Raw genomic sequence first — 16,862 nt, forward strand, 5'->3', positions numbered from 1 at the left:
TCAGGAACGGGAACGCAGTTCCCGCCCCAGGATCTTCCCACTCGCCGCCCTGGGAAGCTCGGGCAGGATCTCCACTTGGCGCGGGTACTTGTACGCGGCCAGCCGTTCCTCGCAGTGCGCAGAGATCTCCTCCGGTGTGGCCGCCGGCCTTCCAGGCGGCGCGAAAGGCGTGCAGCAGGGTCTCCGCGGGCTTCACGGGGGCCCGCTGGGCCTCGCTGAGCTGCGTGAGCCAGGGCTTGGCCGCATGGATCGACCCGCTCAACCGGCGGCCTCTTCCCACTTCTGCTGGAGATGGTTCATGCCGGACAGCCAGCGGTCCGGGTTCTCGGCGCGCGCCTGGTAGTACCCGGCGACCTCAGGGTGCGGCAGGATCAGGAACCGGTCGGCGGCCATGCCGTCGAAGAGCGCGTCCGCGACGTCCTCGGGCTCGATGGCGGTCGGCGCGAGCACCAGTTCACCGGCCGAGCCCGCCGCGGTCAGCATGTCGGTGCGTACCCCCTGCGGGCAGATCGCGTGCACCTTGACGCCGCGGTGGCGGTAGGTCAGCGAGAGCCACTCGGCGTACGCGAGCGCGCCGTGCTTGCTGACGCTGTACGGCGCGGCTCCGACCATGGTGAGCAGCCCGGCGGCCGAGACGGTGGAGACGAACCTGCCCCTGCCGCGCTCCAGCCAGTCAGGCAGCAGCGCGCGGGACGCCCTGACGTGGGCCATCACATTGACGTCCCAGGCGGCGGCCCAGACCGCTTCGTCGGCGAAGGCGTCGCCCGGTGAGGCGAGGCCCGCGTTGGCGCAGTAGACGTCGATGGTGCCGCCGAGTGCGTCGCGGGCCTCTTCGACGATCGTGGAGGCGTCCCCGGCGACGGCGATCGCGCCGGTCTCGTCGGCGATCGCCTTGATCTTCTGCGCTTCGAGGTCATTGACGACAACCCGTGCGCCCTCCGCCGCGAATCTGCGGGCGAGTGCGGCTCCAATGCCGCCTCCCGCGCCCGTGACCACAACCGTCTCGCCCTGGAACGTACTCACGTGACCCGCCTCTCGATGCCGACAACCTCAACAGACTAACCAGTCGGTATGTCGAGGCGAAAGGGGTGGAGGGCCGCGAACCGCCGTGTGCGGCGCGTTCCCCGCGGCCTGTCCACACGCTAGCGTGCGTGGCCATGACAGACAGTGCCGATACCGGAGGTAGTGGGATGAGCCTGTCCAGACGGGGACTGCTGGCCGTGACGGGAGCCGCGGGAGCGGTGGGGGCGTTCGCGGCCTCCACCACGGGCGCCGCCGCCGTGGGCGAGCGGGGCGGCGGGCACGGCGGCGGTCGGGGCAGGGTGCGTACCGGCTTCGACCGGCTGGCCGCCGACGGGTACGACCTCCTCGACGGGCAGCGGGTCGGCGTCGTCACCAATCCGACGGGTATCACCTCGGACGTACGCCACATCGTCGACGTCATGCACGCCGACGACCGGGTGAACCTGACCGCCGTCTTCGGCCCCGAGCACGGCTTCCGGGGCACCGCCCAGGCGGGCGGGTCCGAGGGGCGCTACGACGACCCGGCGACCGGGCTGCCCGTCTACGACACGTATCTGAAGAGCGGTAGGCCTCTCGCGGACATCTTCACGGCGTCCGGTGTGGACACCGTCGTCTTCGACATCCAGGACGCCGGGGCGCGCTTCTACACGTACATCTGGACGCTCTACGACTGCATGGTGGCCGCCTCGCTGGCGGGCAAGCGCTTCGTGGTGCTCGACCGGCCGAACCCGGTGACGGGGCGGGCGGCGCTGGGTCCGGTGCTCGACAGGGCGTTCGCGACCTTTGTGGGGCGCGAGCCCATCGCGCAGGCGCACGGCATGACCGTGACGGAGCTCGCGCGGCTGTTCAACGGCGAGTTCCTGACGACCCCGGTGCCGCTGGAGACGGTGAAGATGTCGGGGTGGCGGCGCTCGGACTTCTTCGACGAGACGGGCCTGCCCTGGGTGCCACCGAGCCCCAACATGCCGACGCCGGAGACCGCACTGGTGTACTCCGGCACCTGTCTCTTCGAGGGCACGAACCTGTCGGAGGGCCGCGGCACCACACGGCCCTTCGAGCTGCTTGGCGCCGAGGGCATCGACCGCCGGTGGGCCGAGGCGGCGAACGCGGCGGGGCTCAGGGGTGTGGACTTCCGCGAGGCGTACTTCGCGCCGACGTTCTCGAAGTTCCAGGGCAAGACGATCGGCGGAGTCCAACTGCATGTGCACGACCGCCAGTTGTTCGACCCTGTGCGCACCGGCATTGGGCTCCTGGTGACCGCGAAGAGGAGCTGGAGCGGCTTCGCCTGGCGTCCCGACAACTGGATCGACAAGCTGACGGGCAACACCCGGGTCCGCACGATGATCGACGCGGGCGCGGGGACGGACGAGGTGGTCGGTGCCTGGCGGAGCGACCTCGCCGCGTTCCGGGCCGTACGCCGGGAGTATCTGCTCTACCGGTGACGGCAGTTGGGGCCGCGGGCACAATCCGCGCGGGGCCTGCCGCGCGTGGGACCGGCTCGGGCCGGCCTTGCCGCGCGTATGGCCCATCCTCCGGTCCGGCGGGATGCTGAGCTTCCCAGCGTGTCTGCGTGGACCGGAGGGATGGGTCATGGTGGATGTGGGTGTGGAGCCGTACCGGGAAGTGACGTTCGACGCGGACGGCGACATCGACGTACGACAGCGCGATCGTCTCGCCGAACTCGACGTCACCGACCTGGTGATGTTCGCGCACGGCTGGAACAACGACCGCCAAACGGCCAACCGGCTGTACGACAGCTTTCTCGCCCCCTTCCCCGGCCTGGTCGCCGACGAGCCGGGCGTCCGGCTCGGCTACGCGGGGATCATGTGGCCGTCGATCAGGTTCGCGGACAAGCCGATCCCGGACTTCGAGCCGCGCGGCGCGGCGCCGCCGCGGGTCACCCCCGGCCTCGACGACGCGACGAAGCAGGCCTTGGTGCAGGCCTTCCCCGACCGTGAGCAGCTCGTCGAGCGCTTGGCCGGGCTGCTCGACGAGTGCCCGCAGGACCGGACTGCGTTCGACGAATTCGGCATGCTGATACGTCAGTTGGTGGAGGAGCCGCAGGGCGGGCTCGCCGTGCTGTTCGGCTCGGACATGGAGTCCGAGGATCACCCGCAGAGCGATCCGACGATGCTGTACGAGGACACGCTCGCGGTGTGCGTCGGGTTCACCGAGGCGCTGGAGGAGCTCGGCGCGGAGCTGGACGAGGGTCCGGCGCGGAGCATCGCGCTGGGCGGCGGCCTGAAGAAGGCCTGGAACGGGGCGAAGGAACTGCTGCGCCAGGCGACGTACTACGCGATGAAGCGGCGGTCCGGGACCGTCGGCCGGCTGGGGCTCGGGCCGCTGGTCGGGGAGCTGGCCCGGTCCTCGCCCTCGATGCGGGTTCATCTGGTCGGTCACAGTCAGGGCGCCCGGGTGGTGTCGTTCGCGCTGCGCGGCCTGCCCGAGGGTGTGCGGAACGTGAAGTCCGTGACGCTGCTCCAAGGGGCCTTCTCGCACTACGCGTTCGCCGGTCGGCTGCCGCACTCGATGCGCGGCGGCGGTGCGCTGCGTGACGCCCAGCGGCGGATCGACGGCCCCCTGGTCGCCTGCTATTCGCACCACGACACGGCACTCGGGGTGATCTATCCGCTGGCTTCACGGCTGGCCGGGGACGCGACGGGGCTGATCGCGCTCGGCAACAAGTGGGGTGCGGTCGGCTACGACGGGGTGCAGGCGGTGGCGGACACCCCGACGCTCACGGTGGCGCAGGCCCTGCGCGGAGGCATCCCGGACCGGGGGTGCGTGAATGTCGACGCGTCCGCGCTGGTACGGCGCGGCGGCCCGCCTGCGGGGGCGCACAACGACGTCTGTCACACGGATCTGGCGCGGGTGGTGCTGGCGGCGGGGCGCGTGGGGCGCTGACCACCGGGGGCCGGAGCGTCGTACTCGCGTCTCACGATGTAGACGAAATACCGCTTATGAGGCCCATTTGTTTTTCGATGGAGCCGAAACGGGCACCCGTACGTCCATTCCATGACGCCGAAGTACCAGCGACGGAGGTGGCAGTGCGATGGCCGGTTTCCGGAGTCTTGCGAGACAGGTGCGCGACCCGCAGTGCGATCTTGCCCTGCGGCGATATTCACTGCGCAAATGCCTGGAACGATTTGCCCCTTATGGTCACCGGGCAACCTGGGACCATCTGTGCTCACGGCACAGGATCGAACCGGAGGACAGGGCGCCCGATCCGGCGCGGCTGGTGGCCGCGCTCGATGAATTGGAGGAGGCACGGGGCGTCTGGCTCGGCTACGAGGAGGAGTTCGCGGAGCGCCGCAAACGCGAGAAGCACGACGGGTTGCGGCAGCCCGGCTCGTTCGACGACTGGCACCGGCACACCTGGGGAGGGTGCGGTACAGCCCTGTGTCCCGATCCCGCGGTCCATCCGACGGCCCCGCTCGGCGACGTACTGCGGCGGCTGATCTCCGCCCTGGGGGCGGATCCCGGCGCGCGGTGCCCGGCATGCGCGGAGAGCCGGATCGTCTGGACACAGGATCTCGACCATGAACCCTGGTTCGGGCCGGTCTGTGCGGGCTGCGGCATCCTGGTGCCCCGGCCGGTTCTGACCTCGGCGGCGCTGGCGGAGGCCAAGAGGGTACAGCGCAAGGAATTGGCGTCGGCGGCGTAAGGGCGCGGGGACGCGGTGACGCGGTGACGCGGTGGGCAGCCGGCTGCTTCGGCCGCGTCCCGGCACTCACGGGGCCGACGAGCCGGCGCCAGGCTCCTCGCTCTCCTTCGCGGCCTTGCGGCCGGGGAGCAGCAGGGAGCCTGTCATGCGCTCGCCGAAGACGTCGTCCGGGTTGGACAGGACGCAGGTCTCCAGCGACAGGCAGCCGCAGCCGATGCAGTCGCTGAGGTGGTCGCGGAGTCGGCCGAGCTGCTTGATCCGCTCGTCCAGCTCGGAGCGCCACCCCTCGGAGAGCCGGGCCCAGTCGTCGTGGTTCGGTGTCCGCTCCTCGGGGAGTTCGGTCAGCGCCTCCCTGATCGTGGCGAGCGGAATACCGACGCGCTGGGCCGCCCGGACGAAGGCGACGCGCCGCAGGGCGTCGCGGCCGAAGCGGCGTTGGTTGCCGCTGGTCCTGCGGCTGCTGATCAGGCCCTTGGACTCGTAGAAGTGCAGGGCGGAAACGGCGGCGCCACTTCGCGCGGACAGCTGGCCGACCGTGAGCTCGTGAATCTTCTCTGGAATCTGCGGCACTCAGTGAACCCTACTGGGAGTCCGTTGACAGGAACGCATGCGCCCAACGATGCTGAGCAAGCGCTTAGACAGGCTGTTGGTCAGAGATGCTGTTGGAACGTAACCGTGCTGGAGAGGCAGGGGCCAGAGACATGGCAGAGCCGAGGATCTTCACTTCCGCCGAGGAGTTGCGCGCCGGGGTCGGCGAGCAACTGGGGCACAGCGCATGGCTGGAGGTGGACCAGAAGCGGATCGATCTGTTCGCCGACGCGACCGGTGACCACCAGTGGATCCATGTGGACCCCGAGAAGGCCGCCACGGGCCCGTTCGGCGCGACGATCGCGCACGGCTATCTGACGCTCTCACTGCTGCCCGCACTGGTCCCGCAGATCATGCGGGTCGAGGGCATGAAGATGGGCATCAACTACGGCACCAACAAGGTGCGTTTCCCCTCCCCCGTGCCGGTGGGCTCGCGGCTGCGCGCGACGGCGGTCCTCAAGGAGGTCACGGACGCGGGCGGCGGCTTCCAGGTGACGGCCGTGGTCACGGTGGAGCGCGAGGGCGCCGAGAAGCCGGCCTGCGTGGCCGAGTCGGTGTCCCGCTACTACTTCTGAACGCCCCGGGGGCGACCGCGGCGAACGGTCGCCCGGAGGCTCCTGGCGCTACTTCTGGGCGGTGACCATCCGCAGAACGAGGTCGGCATAGAGCGCGCCGACCTCGTCGGGCGTCCGGCGCCCCTGCGTGTTGAACCACCGCGCCACGTCGATGCAGAGCGACAGCACGGCGAGGGTGGTGCCGGGGACGTCCGGGACGTCGAACTCCCCCGCTTTCACACCGTCGTTGATGATCTCGCGCACGGCGGCGTCGCTCCTGCGGCGCAGTTCGACGATCTCGGCGCGGTGCGCGTCACCGAGCGCGTCCAGCTCGTACTGGACCACGCGCGCCGTGGTGTGCCGCTCGGCGTGCCAGCGGACGAAGGAACGTACCGCGTCGGTGAGCCGCTCGGCGGCCGTGCCCTCGCCGTCCGCCGCCGCCCGGAGGATCTCCAGGGCCCTGTCGTGCCCGATCCTGCTGATCCGGTGGAGCAGCTCTTCCTTGGTCTTGTAGTGGATGTAGAGCGCCGCCGGGCTCATCCCGGCGCGGCCGGCGATGTCACGGGTGGTGGTCGCGTGATACCCGCGTTCGGCGAACGCTTCGACGGCGGCGACCAGCAGTTTCCTGGCCGCTTCGGGGGTCACCTCACCCCACGGCTTCTCCTCACCGCCGATCAGCTCCTCCGCCGTACTCATCGCGCCCCTTCCGCCCGGTCGGCCCGTCCTACCAGGACGAACACCATACCCCGAAGGTGAGCAAGCGCTTAGGCGTTCGGGGCTAGGGGTGTGGAGCTTCAGAGCTTCTGGAACGGGTCGTGCTCGGCGAGCAGCTTCTCCAGCCGGGCCTGGTCGACACGGCTCACGATCTGCCCGGCCTCCTGCCGGTCCCTGATCACCTTGGCGAGGGTGAAGGCGGAGGTGACGAGGTACAGGACGCCGATGCCGAGAAAGGCACGCACCCAAGCGTCGGCTTCGAGCTTGAGGATGCCGAGGGTCACGGCGCCCAGGGCGACCGCGAAGGCGGCGACCGCCTGTCCGTAGTACGCCGCTGTGTTGTTCTGCTGCTTGACCTGTGTGTCGCTCATGACCACAGCATCGTCCGGCGTGGCGCCCGCCACATCCGTTGCCGTACTCAGACGGAGAGCCCCGGTACTCAGATGCCGGAAGGCCGAACCTCAGAAGGCCGAAACCCCGGTCAGCGCACGGCCGATGACGAGTTTCTGGATCTGGCTGGTGCCCTCGTAGAGCGTCATCACGCGGGCGTCGCGCAGCAGCTTGCCCACCGGATACTCGTCGATGTAGCCGTAGCCGCCGAAGACCTGGAGCGCGTTGTTCGCGGCGCGTACGGCGGCCTCGGAGGCAAAGAGCTTGGCCGTGGACGCCTCGGTGACGAACGGCAGGCCGCGGTCGATCAGATCGGCGACGCGCCAGGTCAGCAGCCGCGCGGCATCCACGTCCACCGCGATGTCGGTGAGCAGCTCCTGGACGAGCTGGTGGTGGGCGATCGTCTTTCCGAACTGGTCGCGCTCGGTGGCGTACTTCACCGCCGCGTCGAGCGCGGCCTGGGCTATGCCGACGCAGCCCGCCGCGACCGACATCCGCCCCTTGGCGAGGGCCGACATCGCGACGGAGAAGCCCTTGCCCTCGGGCGCCAGCATCGCGGAGGCGGGGACGCGTACATCCTCCAGGAACAGCTCCGCGGTGGCCTGGCCGCGCAGGCCGAGCTTGCCGTGGATCTCGTGGCGGGTGAGGCCGACGGAGTCGGCGGGCACCAGGAAGGCGGAGACGCCCCGGTGGCCGGGCGCGTCGGTGGAACGGGCGAAGAGCAGCACCACATCGGCCCAGGTGCCGTTGGTGATGAACATCTTGGAGCCGTTGATCACGTAGTCGTCGCCGTCCCGGACGGCGCGGGTGGTGAGGTTGCCCGCGTCGGAGCCGGTGCCGGGCTCGGTCAGGCCGAAGCAGCCGATCAGGTCACCGGAGGCGAGTCCGGGCAGCCACTGCCGCTTCTGCTCCTCGGTCCCCCAGTGCGCGACGGTCTTGGCGACGAGACCGAGCGATACGGACACGATGCCGCGCACCGAGGAGTCACCGCGGCCGAGTTCCTCGGTGACCAGGCAGTACGCGAGGTGGTCGCCGCCGGAGCCGCCGTACTCCTCGGGGATCGTCAGGCCCAGGAAGCCGAGGGCGCCGAGCTTCTTCACGAGCCCCCGGTCCACGGACTCGGCCCGGTCCCATTCGACGACGTGCGGGGTGACCTCGCGGCTCACAAAGTCCCTGGCGAGCCGCCGCACGGCGGTCTGCTCCTCACTGAGCTCCAGATTCATCCGGGCACCCCACTGTGATCAGCACTGCTTTTAATTAGCACTGCTAGTTTCTTGCTGGCACGCCTACTATGAGCCGCATGGCCCGACCACGCAAGCCCCTCCTCAGCCGTGACCGCATCGTCGGGGCGGCGGGCGCGCTCGTGGACGCCGAAGGGCTCGCGGCGGTCTCCACGCGACGGCTGGCCGCCGAGCTGGGGGTCAGCGGCCCCTCCCTCTACAACCACTTCCGCAACAAGGACGAGATCCTCGAAGCGGTCGCCGACGCGGTCAGCGCCCAGGTCGACCTGTCGATGTTCGACACCGGGGACGACCGCGACTGGCGCACCGCGCTGCACGACTGGGCCGTGTCCTATCGCGCGGCCCTCACCGAACACCCCAACATCGTCCCGGTCCTGGCGCAGGGCCCCGGCCGTCGCCCGGCGGGCCTGCGGGTCGCCGACGCGGTGTTCGGCGCCATGGTCAGGGCAGGCTGGCCGCCGGCCCAGGCGACGTACATCGGGGCGCTGATGCGGTACTTCATCACCGGGTCGGCGCTGGGCTCCTTCGCCCGCGGCTTCGTCGACGACGAGAGCGCGTACGACCCGGCCGACTACCCGCATCTCGGCCAGGCCCACCTGCTGGCCGAGCACCGGCAGAAGGTCGACGAGGGCGCGTTCGAGACGGGGCTGCGGGCGCTCGTCGACGGGCTGGCCCTCCAGTACGAGCGGCGCGGGGCGAGCGACGCTCCCTAGCTAGCTGGACGACACCTTGCTTACGGTGTGCTCCATGCCTCAAGGACGTCCGGCCATCCCGATGCTGATGCAACGCCAGGTGCTCGTTGAAGCCGACCACCGTTGCGCCATCCCAACCTGTCGGGCCACCCCAGTAGAGTTCGCGCACATATAGCCATACGCCCAGGTCAAGGAGCACGCACTCGAGAACCTGATCGCGTTGTGCCCCACCTGCCACACCCGCTTTGACCGTGGGGACATCGACCTCAGATGCATGCACCAGTACAAGTTGAACCTGAGCCTTCTCTCCGGTAGGTACGGCCCATTGGAACTCCAGGCTCTCCAGTGGTTTGCTGATGACACGACCCGCCGAGAGATCGACATCCCTCGCGGCATCGACTGGGCAGTTGGCAACCTGATCCGGGACGGGCTGGCCGAGGTGGTGGTGGCCCCCCGGACTGTCCGACCCTCCTGGAGGAGATCATGCAGCCGGTCGGCCACCGCGCCCGCGGTCCGATCTCAGCGCCGCGCCGCGTAGTAGACGTTCAGGATGTCGCCCTCGACCCGCTGGGTGTCGACCCGGCTGAATCCGGCCTCGCCGAGCATCCGCCGGGCGGTCTGCTCACCCCACACGGTGCCCAGGCCCTCGCCGCCCTCGCCCAGCGAGACAGTCATGCAGTAGAACACCGAGAACGTGTACAGCGCGGGCCCCAGCGGGTGGTCGATGTTCTCCTCCAGACGACTGGACGCCGCGATGTCCCCCATCAGGAACACGCCGTCGTCCTTCAGGGCGCCGGCGACAGCGGCGAGCGTGCGCGTCGGCTGGGCCAGGTCGTGGATGACGTCGAACGCCGTGATCAGGTCGTAGGAGCCGGTCAGCTCGGCGCAGTTGCCGACCTGGAAGTCGGCGTTGGCCAGGCCCAGGGCGGCGGCCTCGGCACGCGCGGCGGTGATGCCGTCCTCGGACATGTCGAGCCCGCGGAAGCGGCTCGCGGGGAAGGTCTTGGCCAGCACGTTGACCGCGTGGCCCTGGCCGGTACCGATGTCCAGCACGTCGATGCCCGAGCGCAATCGCTCGGTGAGACCGGGCACCAGCGGAACGATCCCGTCCACCAGGGCCAGGTCGTAGACCTCCCCGGACTCCTCCGCCTGAAGGGCCTGGAATCGCGGGTACGCCGAGTACGGCAGCCCGCCCCCGGTGCGGAACGCCTCCAGCACCTGCTGCTCGACCTCGCCCATCATGCCGAAGTCCTGCGCGATCCGGGCCAGATTGTCGGGCCCCGCCGCCCGTGTCAGAGAGGCGGCATGCTCGGGCGGCAGCGCGTACGTGACCCGCTCGGGCTCGTAGTCGACGATGCCCCCGACCACCATCGCGCCCAGCCATTCCCGGACGTAACGCTCGTTCAACCCGGCGGCCCGCGCGATCTCCCCACTCGTGGCCGGCGCCAAGCCGGCCATCGTGTCGAACAGACCGCTCTCGTGGCCCAGGCCCGCCATCAGACCCAGGCAGGCGTCGTTCACCACCTGAATCATGCGGCCCGCGAACGCCTCCTGCTTCACCGTGTCCAGTGCTTCAACGGACATCGCTTCTCCTCTCACCATCGGGCCACTACGGGAGGCGGGGCACGCGGCCTGATCGCGCTCACGGCGGGCGGCTCGATGAGACTGCGATGGAGTCCTTCCTCTCTGCCACGCTACGCCGACCAGGCCCCGACGGCTGTCCGGAGAATCCCACCGGCATCTTGGCGGTGCCGCCGCCGAGGCCTCGCGTCCGGGCCGGGCAGTGCCGCAGCCGACCCCCCACAACCGCAACAGTTCGGTGCGCTCCGAATCATTCATGAGGCACGCTGGAGGCATGTCTCCCACCGACTCGGCCGGCACCCCCGGCGCCAGGCTCGCCGCCTTCGCGGCTCTCCTCGCCGACGAGACCCGGGCCGTCTTCTGCCTGTCCCTGCTCGACGGCCGGGCCTGGACCGCGAGCGAACTGGCGCGGCAGGCAGGCGTCGCCGCCTCCACGGCCAGCGAGCACCTCGGCAAGCTCGTCGCGGCAGGGCTGCTCACTGAGGAACGGCAGGGCAGACACCGGTACGTACGGCTGGCCGACGCGCCCACCGCGCAGCTCGTCGAGTCCCTCGCCGCCCACGCCATCCCCGGCCGCGACAACCCGCACACCCTGCGCGCGTCGAGTGCGAGCAGCGCGATGGCCCGTGGGCGCACCTGTTACGACCATCTCGCCGGCCGCCTGGCCGTCGTCATCACGGAGGCCATGGAGCGGCGCGGGCTGCTGATCCTGGACACGGGCTTCACGCTCACCGACGACGGGGCCCGGTGGTTCCGGGAGACCGGCATCCCACTTGAGGGCAAGGGCCGACGCCCGCTGGTCAGCTCCTGCCTGGACTGGACCGAGCGCAAGCGGCACCTGGCGGGCGTCGCCGGAGCGGCCCTGTGCCGTCATGCACTGGAGGCCGAGTGGTGCGTACGGATCGGAACCGAGCGGGCGGTGCGGGTGACCCCGGCCGGGGAGCGGGCTCTCGGGGAGCTGCTCGACATCGAGTCGTCCATACTTCGGTGACAACCGAAGTGTCGAGCACCTAGTATCGCCGCATGGCTGCTACTGCTACTCCCTCGCTTTCCGGCCGCGCCGAGCCTCTCGCGCTCGCCGCCGCCGGGGTCACCGTTGTGTTGTGGGCCTCGGCCTTCGTCTCGATCCGGAGCGCGGGTGAGGCGTACGCGCCCGGCGCGCTCGCCCTGGGCCGGCTGGTGACGGGATCGCTGGTGCTCGTCGCGATCCTGCTGATACGTCGCGAGGGCCTCCCCCCGCGTGCCGCGTGGCGCGGGATCGCGGTGTCCGGGCTGCTGTGGTTCGGCGGCTACGCGGTGCTGCTCAACTGGGGCGAGCAGCTGGTAGACGCGGGCACCGCGTCCCTGGTGGTCAATGTCGCGCCGATCCTGATGGCCCTGCTCGCGGGCCGTCTGCTCGGCGAGGGGCTGCCGCCGAGGCTGCTGGCCGGGATGGTGGTGTCCTTCGCGGGGGCTGCGGTCGTCGGCCTGTCGATGTCGGGCGGCGGCAGCACTTCGGTGCTGGGTGTGGCGCTCTGCCTGGTGGCCGCGGTGACCTACGCGTGCGGCGTCGTCGCGCAGAAGCCCACCCTCGCGCATGCGAGCCCGCTGCAAGTGACGACGTACGGCTGCCTGGTGGGGATGGTCGGCTGCCTGCCCTTCGCGGGGCAGCTGTTCCAGGACGCCGCGCGGGCGCCGCTCTCGGCGACGCTCAACATGGTCTACCTGGGCGTCTTCCCGACCGCGATCGCGTTCACCACCTGGGCGTACGCCCTGGCCAGGACGACGGCGGGCAAGATGGGCTCGACGACGTACGCGGTGCCTGCGCTGGTGGTGCTGATGTCAGGGCTGCTGCTCGACGAGGTGCCGGGGTGGCTGACGCTGCTGGGCGGTGTGATCTGCCTGGCGGGCGTGGCGGTTTCACGCTCGCGGGCGAGGACGCGGGCGTCCACCCGGGTGGTGACCACGGGGGTGGACGCCGGGGGTCCTACGGTTGCGCCTCCCGAGCAGCCGCGCGCTTCGCGAGAATCCTGATCGAGAGCAGTGAGATCACGGCCAGACCGATGATGTAGGCCGAGACCGCCATGGACGTACCGGTCGTCTCAAGCAGCAGGACCATCATGAACGGGGCGAGGCCGCCGCCGAAGACCGCCGCGATCTGGTAGCCGAGCGAGGCTCCCGTATAGCGCATCTCGGCGGTGAACAGCTCGGCGAACAGGGCCGCTTGAGGGCCGTACATGATGCTGAGGAAGCAGCTGGTCACGAAGGTGCCCACGGCCAGCCAGAGCAGCGATTTCGTGTCGATCAGCAGGAACATCGGGATCGCCCACAGCCCCAGGCCCGCCGCGCCCAGTGCGTAGATCCGCAGTCGGCCGATGCGGTCGGAGAGGGCGGCGGACGCGGGGATCAGCACCAGTTGGGTGAGGCTGATGCAGAGCGAGACGGTGAGCACCGCGCTGCGCTTCATGTCGAGTTCACGGGTCGCGTAGTCGAGCACGCCGGTGATGACGATGTAGAAGGTCGCGGTGTTGACGGCGAAGGAGCCGCCGGCCAGGAAGACCGTGCCGAGGTGCTTGCGCAGGATCGTACGGATCGGGGAGCGGCTCTCGCCCTTCTCCTGCGCCGCCAGGGCCCGTTCGGCCTCGCGGAACGCGGGGGTCTCCTCGACGTGGGTGTGGATGTACCAGGCGAGTACGAGCACGAGGATGCCGACGAAGAACGGCACCCGCCAGCCCCAGGAGGCGAAGGTGCTCTCGCTGGTCGTGGCGCCCGCGATGAGGAAGACGGTGTTGGCGGTGACAACACCGATGGGCACCCCGAGCTGAACGAGGCTGCCGTAGAGGCCGCGCTTGCCCTCGGGGGCGTACTCGGTGGCCATGAGCATCGCACCGCCCCACTGCGCGCCGACCGCGATGCCCTGGAGCACACGCAGGAACACGAGCAGGATCGGAGCGGCGATCCCGATCGTCTCGTACGTCGGAAGCAGGCCGATGCCGGTGGTGGCGAGGCCCATCAGGGTCAGGGCGATGACCAGCATCGGCTTGCGGCCGTGCTTGTCGCCGAAGTGCCCGGCGATGACGCCGCCGACGGGCCGGGCGAGGAAGCCGACGGCGAAGGTGGCGAACGCGGCGAGGACGCCGGCGGAGGAACTGCCTGACGGGAAGTACAGATCGCCAAGTACGAGCGCTGCGGCGATGCCGAAGACGAAGTAGTCGTACCACTCGACGGCGGAGGCGAGTGCGGCAGCGGTGGCGACCTTGCGGCGGTTGCGGTCGGCGGGGGCGGGGGCGGCGGAATCGGGGGTTCCGGTGAGCGGGGATGCGGCCGTGTCCATGCGGTGCACACTCCGGTGGGTGCGGGGCGGGAGGGGACGGGGGGGGCGGCGGCGAGATGTGCGGGGAACGTACCGACCGGATGGTACGGAGGTCAACTGGTTGTGCGGGGGGAGTTTTGGGGTGGTGGGGGCAGGTGGGGGCGTGCGGGTGGAGTGGGCGCGGGCGTGCGGGGCGCTTGCGCGGGCGTGCGGGTGCGGGCGGGCCGTGGCGGAGGTTGCCTGCGGCGCTTTCCCCTACCCGCCCCATCCCGTAACTGGGGCTCCGCCCCAGACCCCGGTCCTCAAACGCCGGACGGGCTGAATGGTTACCGCAAGGCTGAAGGCCTCATGCACGCAACCAGCCGAGCCGCAGAAAATCCAGCCCGTCCGGCGCTTGAGGACACGCCCGAAGGGCGTCCGGGGTCCGGGGCCTGCCCCGGTTTCGGGAAGGGGCGGGCTAGGGGAACAGCCCGCCGCAGGAGCACCCGCAGCCCGCCGCCCCGCACGTCCCCCTAGAACACCACCAGCGCCCGACCCCCCTTACCCGCAAGCATGTTGTCGAACGCCGCCGGAATCCCGTCCAGCCCGATCCGTTCAGTAACCATGCTCCCCAAATCGAGCCGCCCCGCCCGCACATGCTCCGCGATCACCGGCAGATCCCGCTCGGGAGAGCAGTCCCCGTACACACACCCAGAAAGCGTCCGCCCGAAGTGGAAGAGCTCCAGTGCGTGGAACGTGACCTGCTGGTCCTTGCCGCCGATCCCGACGACCGTCGCCCGCCCGCCCCGCCGCGTGGAGTCCCACGCCGCACGGATGGTGACGGCCCGCCCCACGCACTCGATGGCGACATCCGCACCATGGCCGCCGGTCAGTTTCCGGATCTCCTTGGCCGTCGTGTCGGAGGCGATGAGGAAGTCCGTGGCCCCGGCGGCCCGCGCCAAATCCTCCTTCGCCGACGACACATCGACGGCAACGATCCGCCCCGCACCGGCGATCCGCGCCGACTGCAGGACGGCGAGACCGACCCCGCCGACGCCGAAGACCACGACCGACTCCCCCGCCCGGACCCGCGCACTGTGGTGCACCGCCCCGTACCCGGTGAGGATCGCGCAGCCGAGCAGCGCCGCGTCGGTGAGCGGGATGCCGTCCGGGACCGGCAGGACGCAGTTCGCGGCGACGACGGTTTCCTCGGCGAACGCCGCGACGTTCAGGCCGGGATGCAGGTCCGTCCCGTCGGCCGTACGGGCATACACATTCCCCGCGCCGGTGAGCGCGTTGGCGCACAGCCACACCTCGCCGAGGCCGCAGTAGTGGCAGTTGCCGCACGACGGCGCCCAGTTGAGGACAACACCGTCACCGGCGGCGACATGGGTGACGCCCTCCCCGACGGATACGACCGTGCCCGCCCCCTCGTGCCCGAGGACGGCAGGCACCGGCACCCGCATGGTGCCGTTGGTGAGGGAGAGGTCGGAGTGGCAGACCCCGGCGGCGGCGAGACGGATCCTCACCTGGCCGGGGCCCGGCTCCGGGAGTTCGATGTCGGTGATCGTCAGCGGGGCGCCGACGGCGGACAGGACTGCGGCGCGAACCATGAAGCGTTGCTCCCGTGAGGTGGGTATCAGGGCCAGTGAGGGCTGATCAGAACTGGAGGGACTTCGTCTGGAGGTACTCGGACAGCCCGTGCGCCCCCAGCTCGCGGCCGACCCCCGACTGCTTGTAGCCGCCGAAGGGCGCGAGCGGGTTGAACCGGCCCCCGTTGATGTCGACCTGCCCGGTGTCCATGCGCCGGGCGAAGGCGACCGCCTCCGCGTCGTCCGCCGCCCAGACCGCACCCGCGAGCCCGTAGACCGTGCCGTTGGCGATCCGCAGCGCGTCCGCCTCGTCCTCGTACGCGATGAGCGAGAGGACCGGGCCGAAGATCTCCTCCTGGGCGATGGTCATCCCGGGCGTGACGTCCGCGAAGACGGTGGGGCTGACGTAGTAGCCCTTCTCGTGCGGCGCGTCCGGGCCGCCCGCGACCAGCCGCGCGCCCTCTTCGACGCCCTTCTCGATGTAGCCCCGCACGCGCGCTTGCTGCTTGGCGTTGACAACGGGGCCCAGGCGGCTGTTCTCGTCGTGCGGGTCCCCCGCGACGTACTTGGCGACCGCGCCGGCGGCGAGCGCGACGGCCTCGTCGTACTGGTCGCGATGGACCAGCATCCGGGTCCACGCGCTGCACGTCTGGCCGGAGTTGGACATCACGTTGGCGACGCCGACCTTGACCGCTTTGGCCAGGTCCGCGCTGGGCAGCACGACGTTCGCGGACTTGCCGCCCAGCTCCAGCGCGACCCGCTTGACTGCGGCGCCGGCCGTCGCACCGATCTGCTTGCCGACGGCGGTGGAGCCGGTGAAGGAGACCAGGTCGACGCCCTCGTGCTCGGCGAGCGCCTGGCCCGCGACCGGGCCGAGCCCGGTGACCAGGTTGAACACCCCGGCCGGGATACCGGCCTCGTCCACGGCCTCCGCGAAGAGCTGGGCGGTCAGCGGGGTGTCCTCGGCGGGCTTGAGGACCACCGTGCAGCCCGCCGCAAGCGCGGGGGCGACCTTCGCGACGATTTGGTGCAGCGGGTAGTTCCACGGCGTGATCGCGCCGACCACACCCACCGGCTCCATGAACACCGTCGAGTTGCCGGTCGTCTCCTCGAAGGAGTACGTCGCCGCCAGCTCGGCGTACGACCCCGCGACCAGGATCGGCACCCCCGCGTGCACCATCTGCGAGAAGCCCAGCGGCGAGCCCAGCTCGGCGGTGACGGTCTGCGCGATCTCGTCCTTGCGGGCCACCAGCGCGTCCCGCAGCGCGCCTATCCGCGCCGCGCGCTCGGCGGGCGGGGTCGCGGCCCAGCCCGGAAAGGCGTCACGAGCGGCACGCACCGCAGCGTCCACGTCCTCGGCGGTCCCGGCCGGGACATGGCCGATGACCTGCTCGTCGGCCGGGTTCACGACCGCGATCGTGTCCTGGCCTGCGGCGGGCCGCCACTGACCGCCGATGTACATCCCGTCGTGGGCCTTCATCGCTGTTCCTCCAGGGGTGGCCGTAGTCGTCCACGCCCCAAACTAGCGGTGATAGTTTTTTGACGCCAGAGG

General features: G+C 70.4%; 16 protein-coding genes and 2 pseudogenes. 8 read left to right on the forward strand and 10 right to left on the reverse strand.

The window, feature by feature from the left end:
- A pseudogene (locus tag ABCR94_RS21290) lies at positions 1–129 on the reverse strand (AMP-binding enzyme); the annotation flags it as partial.
- Positions 130–258: 129 nt separating this feature from the next.
- Entirely contained in the window at positions 259–1,023 is a 765-nt protein-coding gene (locus tag ABCR94_RS21295; protein ID WP_347121209.1) for an SDR family oxidoreductase, read from the reverse strand.
- Positions 1,024–1,190: 167 nt separating this feature from the next.
- Between ABCR94_RS21295 and ABCR94_RS21300 the strand changes: the two genes are divergently transcribed.
- The 3 genes from ABCR94_RS21300 to ABCR94_RS21310 all read left to right on the forward strand — a co-directional run bounded on the left by ABCR94_RS21300 (position 1,191) and on the right by ABCR94_RS21310 (position 4,687).
- Positions 1,191–2,465, forward strand: coding sequence for an exo-beta-N-acetylmuramidase NamZ family protein (locus ABCR94_RS21300; protein WP_347121211.1), 1,275 nt, complete (start codon positions 1,191–1,193; stop codon positions 2,463–2,465).
- A 148-nt stretch (positions 2,466–2,613) separates the two neighbouring features.
- On the forward strand, positions 2,614–3,927 hold the full coding sequence (locus tag ABCR94_RS21305; protein WP_347121212.1) for a serine-threonine protein kinase: 1,314 nt from the start codon (positions 2,614–2,616) through the stop codon (positions 3,925–3,927).
- A gap of 148 nt (positions 3,928–4,075) precedes the next feature.
- Positions 4,076–4,687 (forward strand): hypothetical protein, encoded by a 612-nt coding sequence (locus tag ABCR94_RS21310; protein ID WP_347121214.1) that lies wholly within the window; start codon positions 4,076–4,078, stop codon positions 4,685–4,687.
- 66 nt (positions 4,688–4,753) lie between these two features.
- Here the strand turns inward: ABCR94_RS21310 and soxR are convergent, their stop codons facing one another.
- Positions 4,754–5,257, reverse strand: coding sequence for a redox-sensitive transcriptional activator SoxR (gene soxR, locus ABCR94_RS21315; protein WP_347121215.1), 504 nt, complete (start codon positions 5,255–5,257; stop codon positions 4,754–4,756).
- A 131-nt stretch (positions 5,258–5,388) separates the two neighbouring features.
- Between soxR and ABCR94_RS21320 the strand changes: the two genes are divergently transcribed.
- Positions 5,389–5,850: a MaoC family dehydratase gene (locus tag ABCR94_RS21320; protein ID WP_347121216.1), complete on the forward strand. Its 462-nt coding sequence runs from the start codon at positions 5,389–5,391 to the stop codon at positions 5,848–5,850.
- A 48-nt stretch (positions 5,851–5,898) separates the two neighbouring features.
- Here ABCR94_RS21320 and ABCR94_RS21325 read toward each other — a convergent pair whose 3' ends face one another.
- The 3 genes from ABCR94_RS21325 to ABCR94_RS21335 form a co-directional block, all read right to left on the reverse strand.
- The gene (locus ABCR94_RS21325) at positions 5,899–6,525 is read right to left on the reverse strand and encodes a TetR-type transcription factor C-terminal domain-containing protein (RefSeq protein WP_347121217.1); all 627 of its coding nucleotides are present in this window, start codon (positions 6,523–6,525) and stop codon (positions 5,899–5,901) included.
- A 98-nt stretch (positions 6,526–6,623) separates the two neighbouring features.
- Positions 6,624–6,914, reverse strand: coding sequence for a YiaA/YiaB family inner membrane protein (locus tag ABCR94_RS21330; RefSeq protein WP_347121218.1), 291 nt, complete (start codon positions 6,912–6,914; stop codon positions 6,624–6,626).
- A gap of 90 nt (positions 6,915–7,004) precedes the next feature.
- Positions 7,005–8,156 carry an acyl-CoA dehydrogenase family protein gene (locus ABCR94_RS21335; protein ID WP_347121220.1) on the reverse strand — a complete coding sequence of 384 codons (1,152 nt, stop codon included), beginning with the start codon at positions 8,154–8,156 and terminating at the stop codon, positions 7,005–7,007.
- 77 nt (positions 8,157–8,233) lie between these two features.
- Here ABCR94_RS21335 and ABCR94_RS21340 point away from each other — a divergent pair, with 77 nt between their 5' ends.
- Positions 8,234–8,887, forward strand: coding sequence for a TetR/AcrR family transcriptional regulator (locus ABCR94_RS21340; protein WP_347121221.1), 654 nt, complete (start codon positions 8,234–8,236; stop codon positions 8,885–8,887).
- A gap of 160 nt (positions 8,888–9,047) precedes the next feature.
- Positions 9,048–9,404: pseudogene (locus ABCR94_RS39160) on the forward strand (HNH endonuclease); the annotation flags it as partial.
- Here ABCR94_RS39160 and ABCR94_RS21345 read toward each other — a convergent pair.
- On the reverse strand, positions 9,386–10,450 hold the full coding sequence (locus ABCR94_RS21345; protein ID WP_347121222.1) for a class I SAM-dependent methyltransferase: 1,065 nt from the start codon (positions 10,448–10,450) through the stop codon (positions 9,386–9,388). The pseudogene ABCR94_RS39160 and the gene ABCR94_RS21345 overlap by 19 nt on opposite strands.
- Positions 10,451–10,721: 271 nt before the next feature.
- On the opposite strand from ABCR94_RS21345, the gene ABCR94_RS21350 reads away from it, so the two are divergent.
- Entirely contained in the window at positions 10,722–11,438 is a 717-nt protein-coding gene (locus ABCR94_RS21350; protein ID WP_347121223.1) for an ArsR/SmtB family transcription factor, read from the forward strand.
- Between the two features lie 32 nt (positions 11,439–11,470).
- Positions 11,471–12,460 (forward strand): DMT family transporter, encoded by a 990-nt coding sequence (locus ABCR94_RS21355; protein ID WP_347121224.1) that lies wholly within the window; start codon positions 11,471–11,473, stop codon positions 12,458–12,460.
- Here ABCR94_RS21355 and ABCR94_RS21360 read toward each other — a convergent pair.
- The 3 genes from ABCR94_RS21360 to ABCR94_RS21370 all read right to left on the reverse strand — a co-directional run bounded on the left by ABCR94_RS21360 (position 12,414) and on the right by ABCR94_RS21370 (position 16,790).
- Positions 12,414–13,760: an MFS transporter gene (locus ABCR94_RS21360; RefSeq protein WP_347121225.1), complete on the reverse strand. Its 1,347-nt coding sequence runs from the start codon at positions 13,758–13,760 to the stop codon at positions 12,414–12,416. The genes ABCR94_RS21355 and ABCR94_RS21360 overlap by 47 nt on opposite strands.
- A gap of 491 nt (positions 13,761–14,251) precedes the next feature.
- Positions 14,252–15,331 (reverse strand): Zn-dependent alcohol dehydrogenase, encoded by a 1,080-nt coding sequence (locus ABCR94_RS21365; RefSeq protein ID WP_347121226.1) that lies wholly within the window; start codon positions 15,329–15,331, stop codon positions 14,252–14,254.
- A gap of 46 nt (positions 15,332–15,377) precedes the next feature.
- Positions 15,378–16,790: an aldehyde dehydrogenase family protein gene (locus ABCR94_RS21370; protein ID WP_347121228.1), complete on the reverse strand. Its 1,413-nt coding sequence runs from the start codon at positions 16,788–16,790 to the stop codon at positions 15,378–15,380.
- Positions 16,791–16,862 lie beyond the last annotated feature (72 nt).

The organism is Streptomyces changchenzhani (assembly GCF_039766235.1).
GTDB lineage: Bacteria > Actinomycetota > Actinomycetes > Streptomycetales > Streptomycetaceae > Streptomyces.

Excerpts from the sequence above, each read along its gene's own strand:
- ABCR94_RS21335 (WP_347121220.1), bottom strand. The coding sequence starts at position 8,156 with ATGAATCTGGAGCTCAGTGAGGAGCAGACCGCCGTGCGGCGGCTCGCC.
- ABCR94_RS21305 (WP_347121212.1), top strand. The coding sequence starts at position 2,614 with ATGGTGGATGTGGGTGTGGAGCCGTACCGGGAAGTGACGTTCGACGCG.
- ABCR94_RS21370 (WP_347121228.1), bottom strand. The coding sequence starts at position 16,790 with ATGAAGGCCCACGACGGGATGTACATCGGCGGTCAGTGGCGGCCCGCC.
- ABCR94_RS21350 (WP_347121223.1), top strand. The coding sequence starts at position 10,722 with ATGTCTCCCACCGACTCGGCCGGCACCCCCGGCGCCAGGCTCGCCGCC.
- ABCR94_RS21310 (WP_347121214.1), top strand. The coding sequence starts at position 4,076 with ATGGCCGGTTTCCGGAGTCTTGCGAGACAGGTGCGCGACCCGCAGTGC.
- ABCR94_RS21320 (WP_347121216.1), top strand. The coding sequence starts at position 5,389 with ATGGCAGAGCCGAGGATCTTCACTTCCGCCGAGGAGTTGCGCGCCGGG.
- ABCR94_RS21340 (WP_347121221.1), top strand. The coding sequence starts at position 8,234 with ATGGCCCGACCACGCAAGCCCCTCCTCAGCCGTGACCGCATCGTCGGG.
- ABCR94_RS21365 (WP_347121226.1), bottom strand. The coding sequence starts at position 15,331 with ATGGTTCGCGCCGCAGTCCTGTCCGCCGTCGGCGCCCCGCTGACGATC.
- ABCR94_RS21325 (WP_347121217.1), bottom strand. The coding sequence starts at position 6,525 with ATGAGTACGGCGGAGGAGCTGATCGGCGGTGAGGAGAAGCCGTGGGGT.
- ABCR94_RS21360 (WP_347121225.1), bottom strand. The coding sequence starts at position 13,760 with ATGGACACGGCCGCATCCCCGCTCACCGGAACCCCCGATTCCGCCGCC.
- ABCR94_RS21355 (WP_347121224.1), top strand. The coding sequence starts at position 11,471 with ATGGCTGCTACTGCTACTCCCTCGCTTTCCGGCCGCGCCGAGCCTCTC.
- ABCR94_RS21300 (WP_347121211.1), top strand. The coding sequence starts at position 1,191 with ATGAGCCTGTCCAGACGGGGACTGCTGGCCGTGACGGGAGCCGCGGGA.
- ABCR94_RS21330 (WP_347121218.1), bottom strand. The coding sequence starts at position 6,914 with ATGAGCGACACACAGGTCAAGCAGCAGAACAACACAGCGGCGTACTAC.
- ABCR94_RS21345 (WP_347121222.1), bottom strand. The coding sequence starts at position 10,450 with ATGTCCGTTGAAGCACTGGACACGGTGAAGCAGGAGGCGTTCGCGGGC.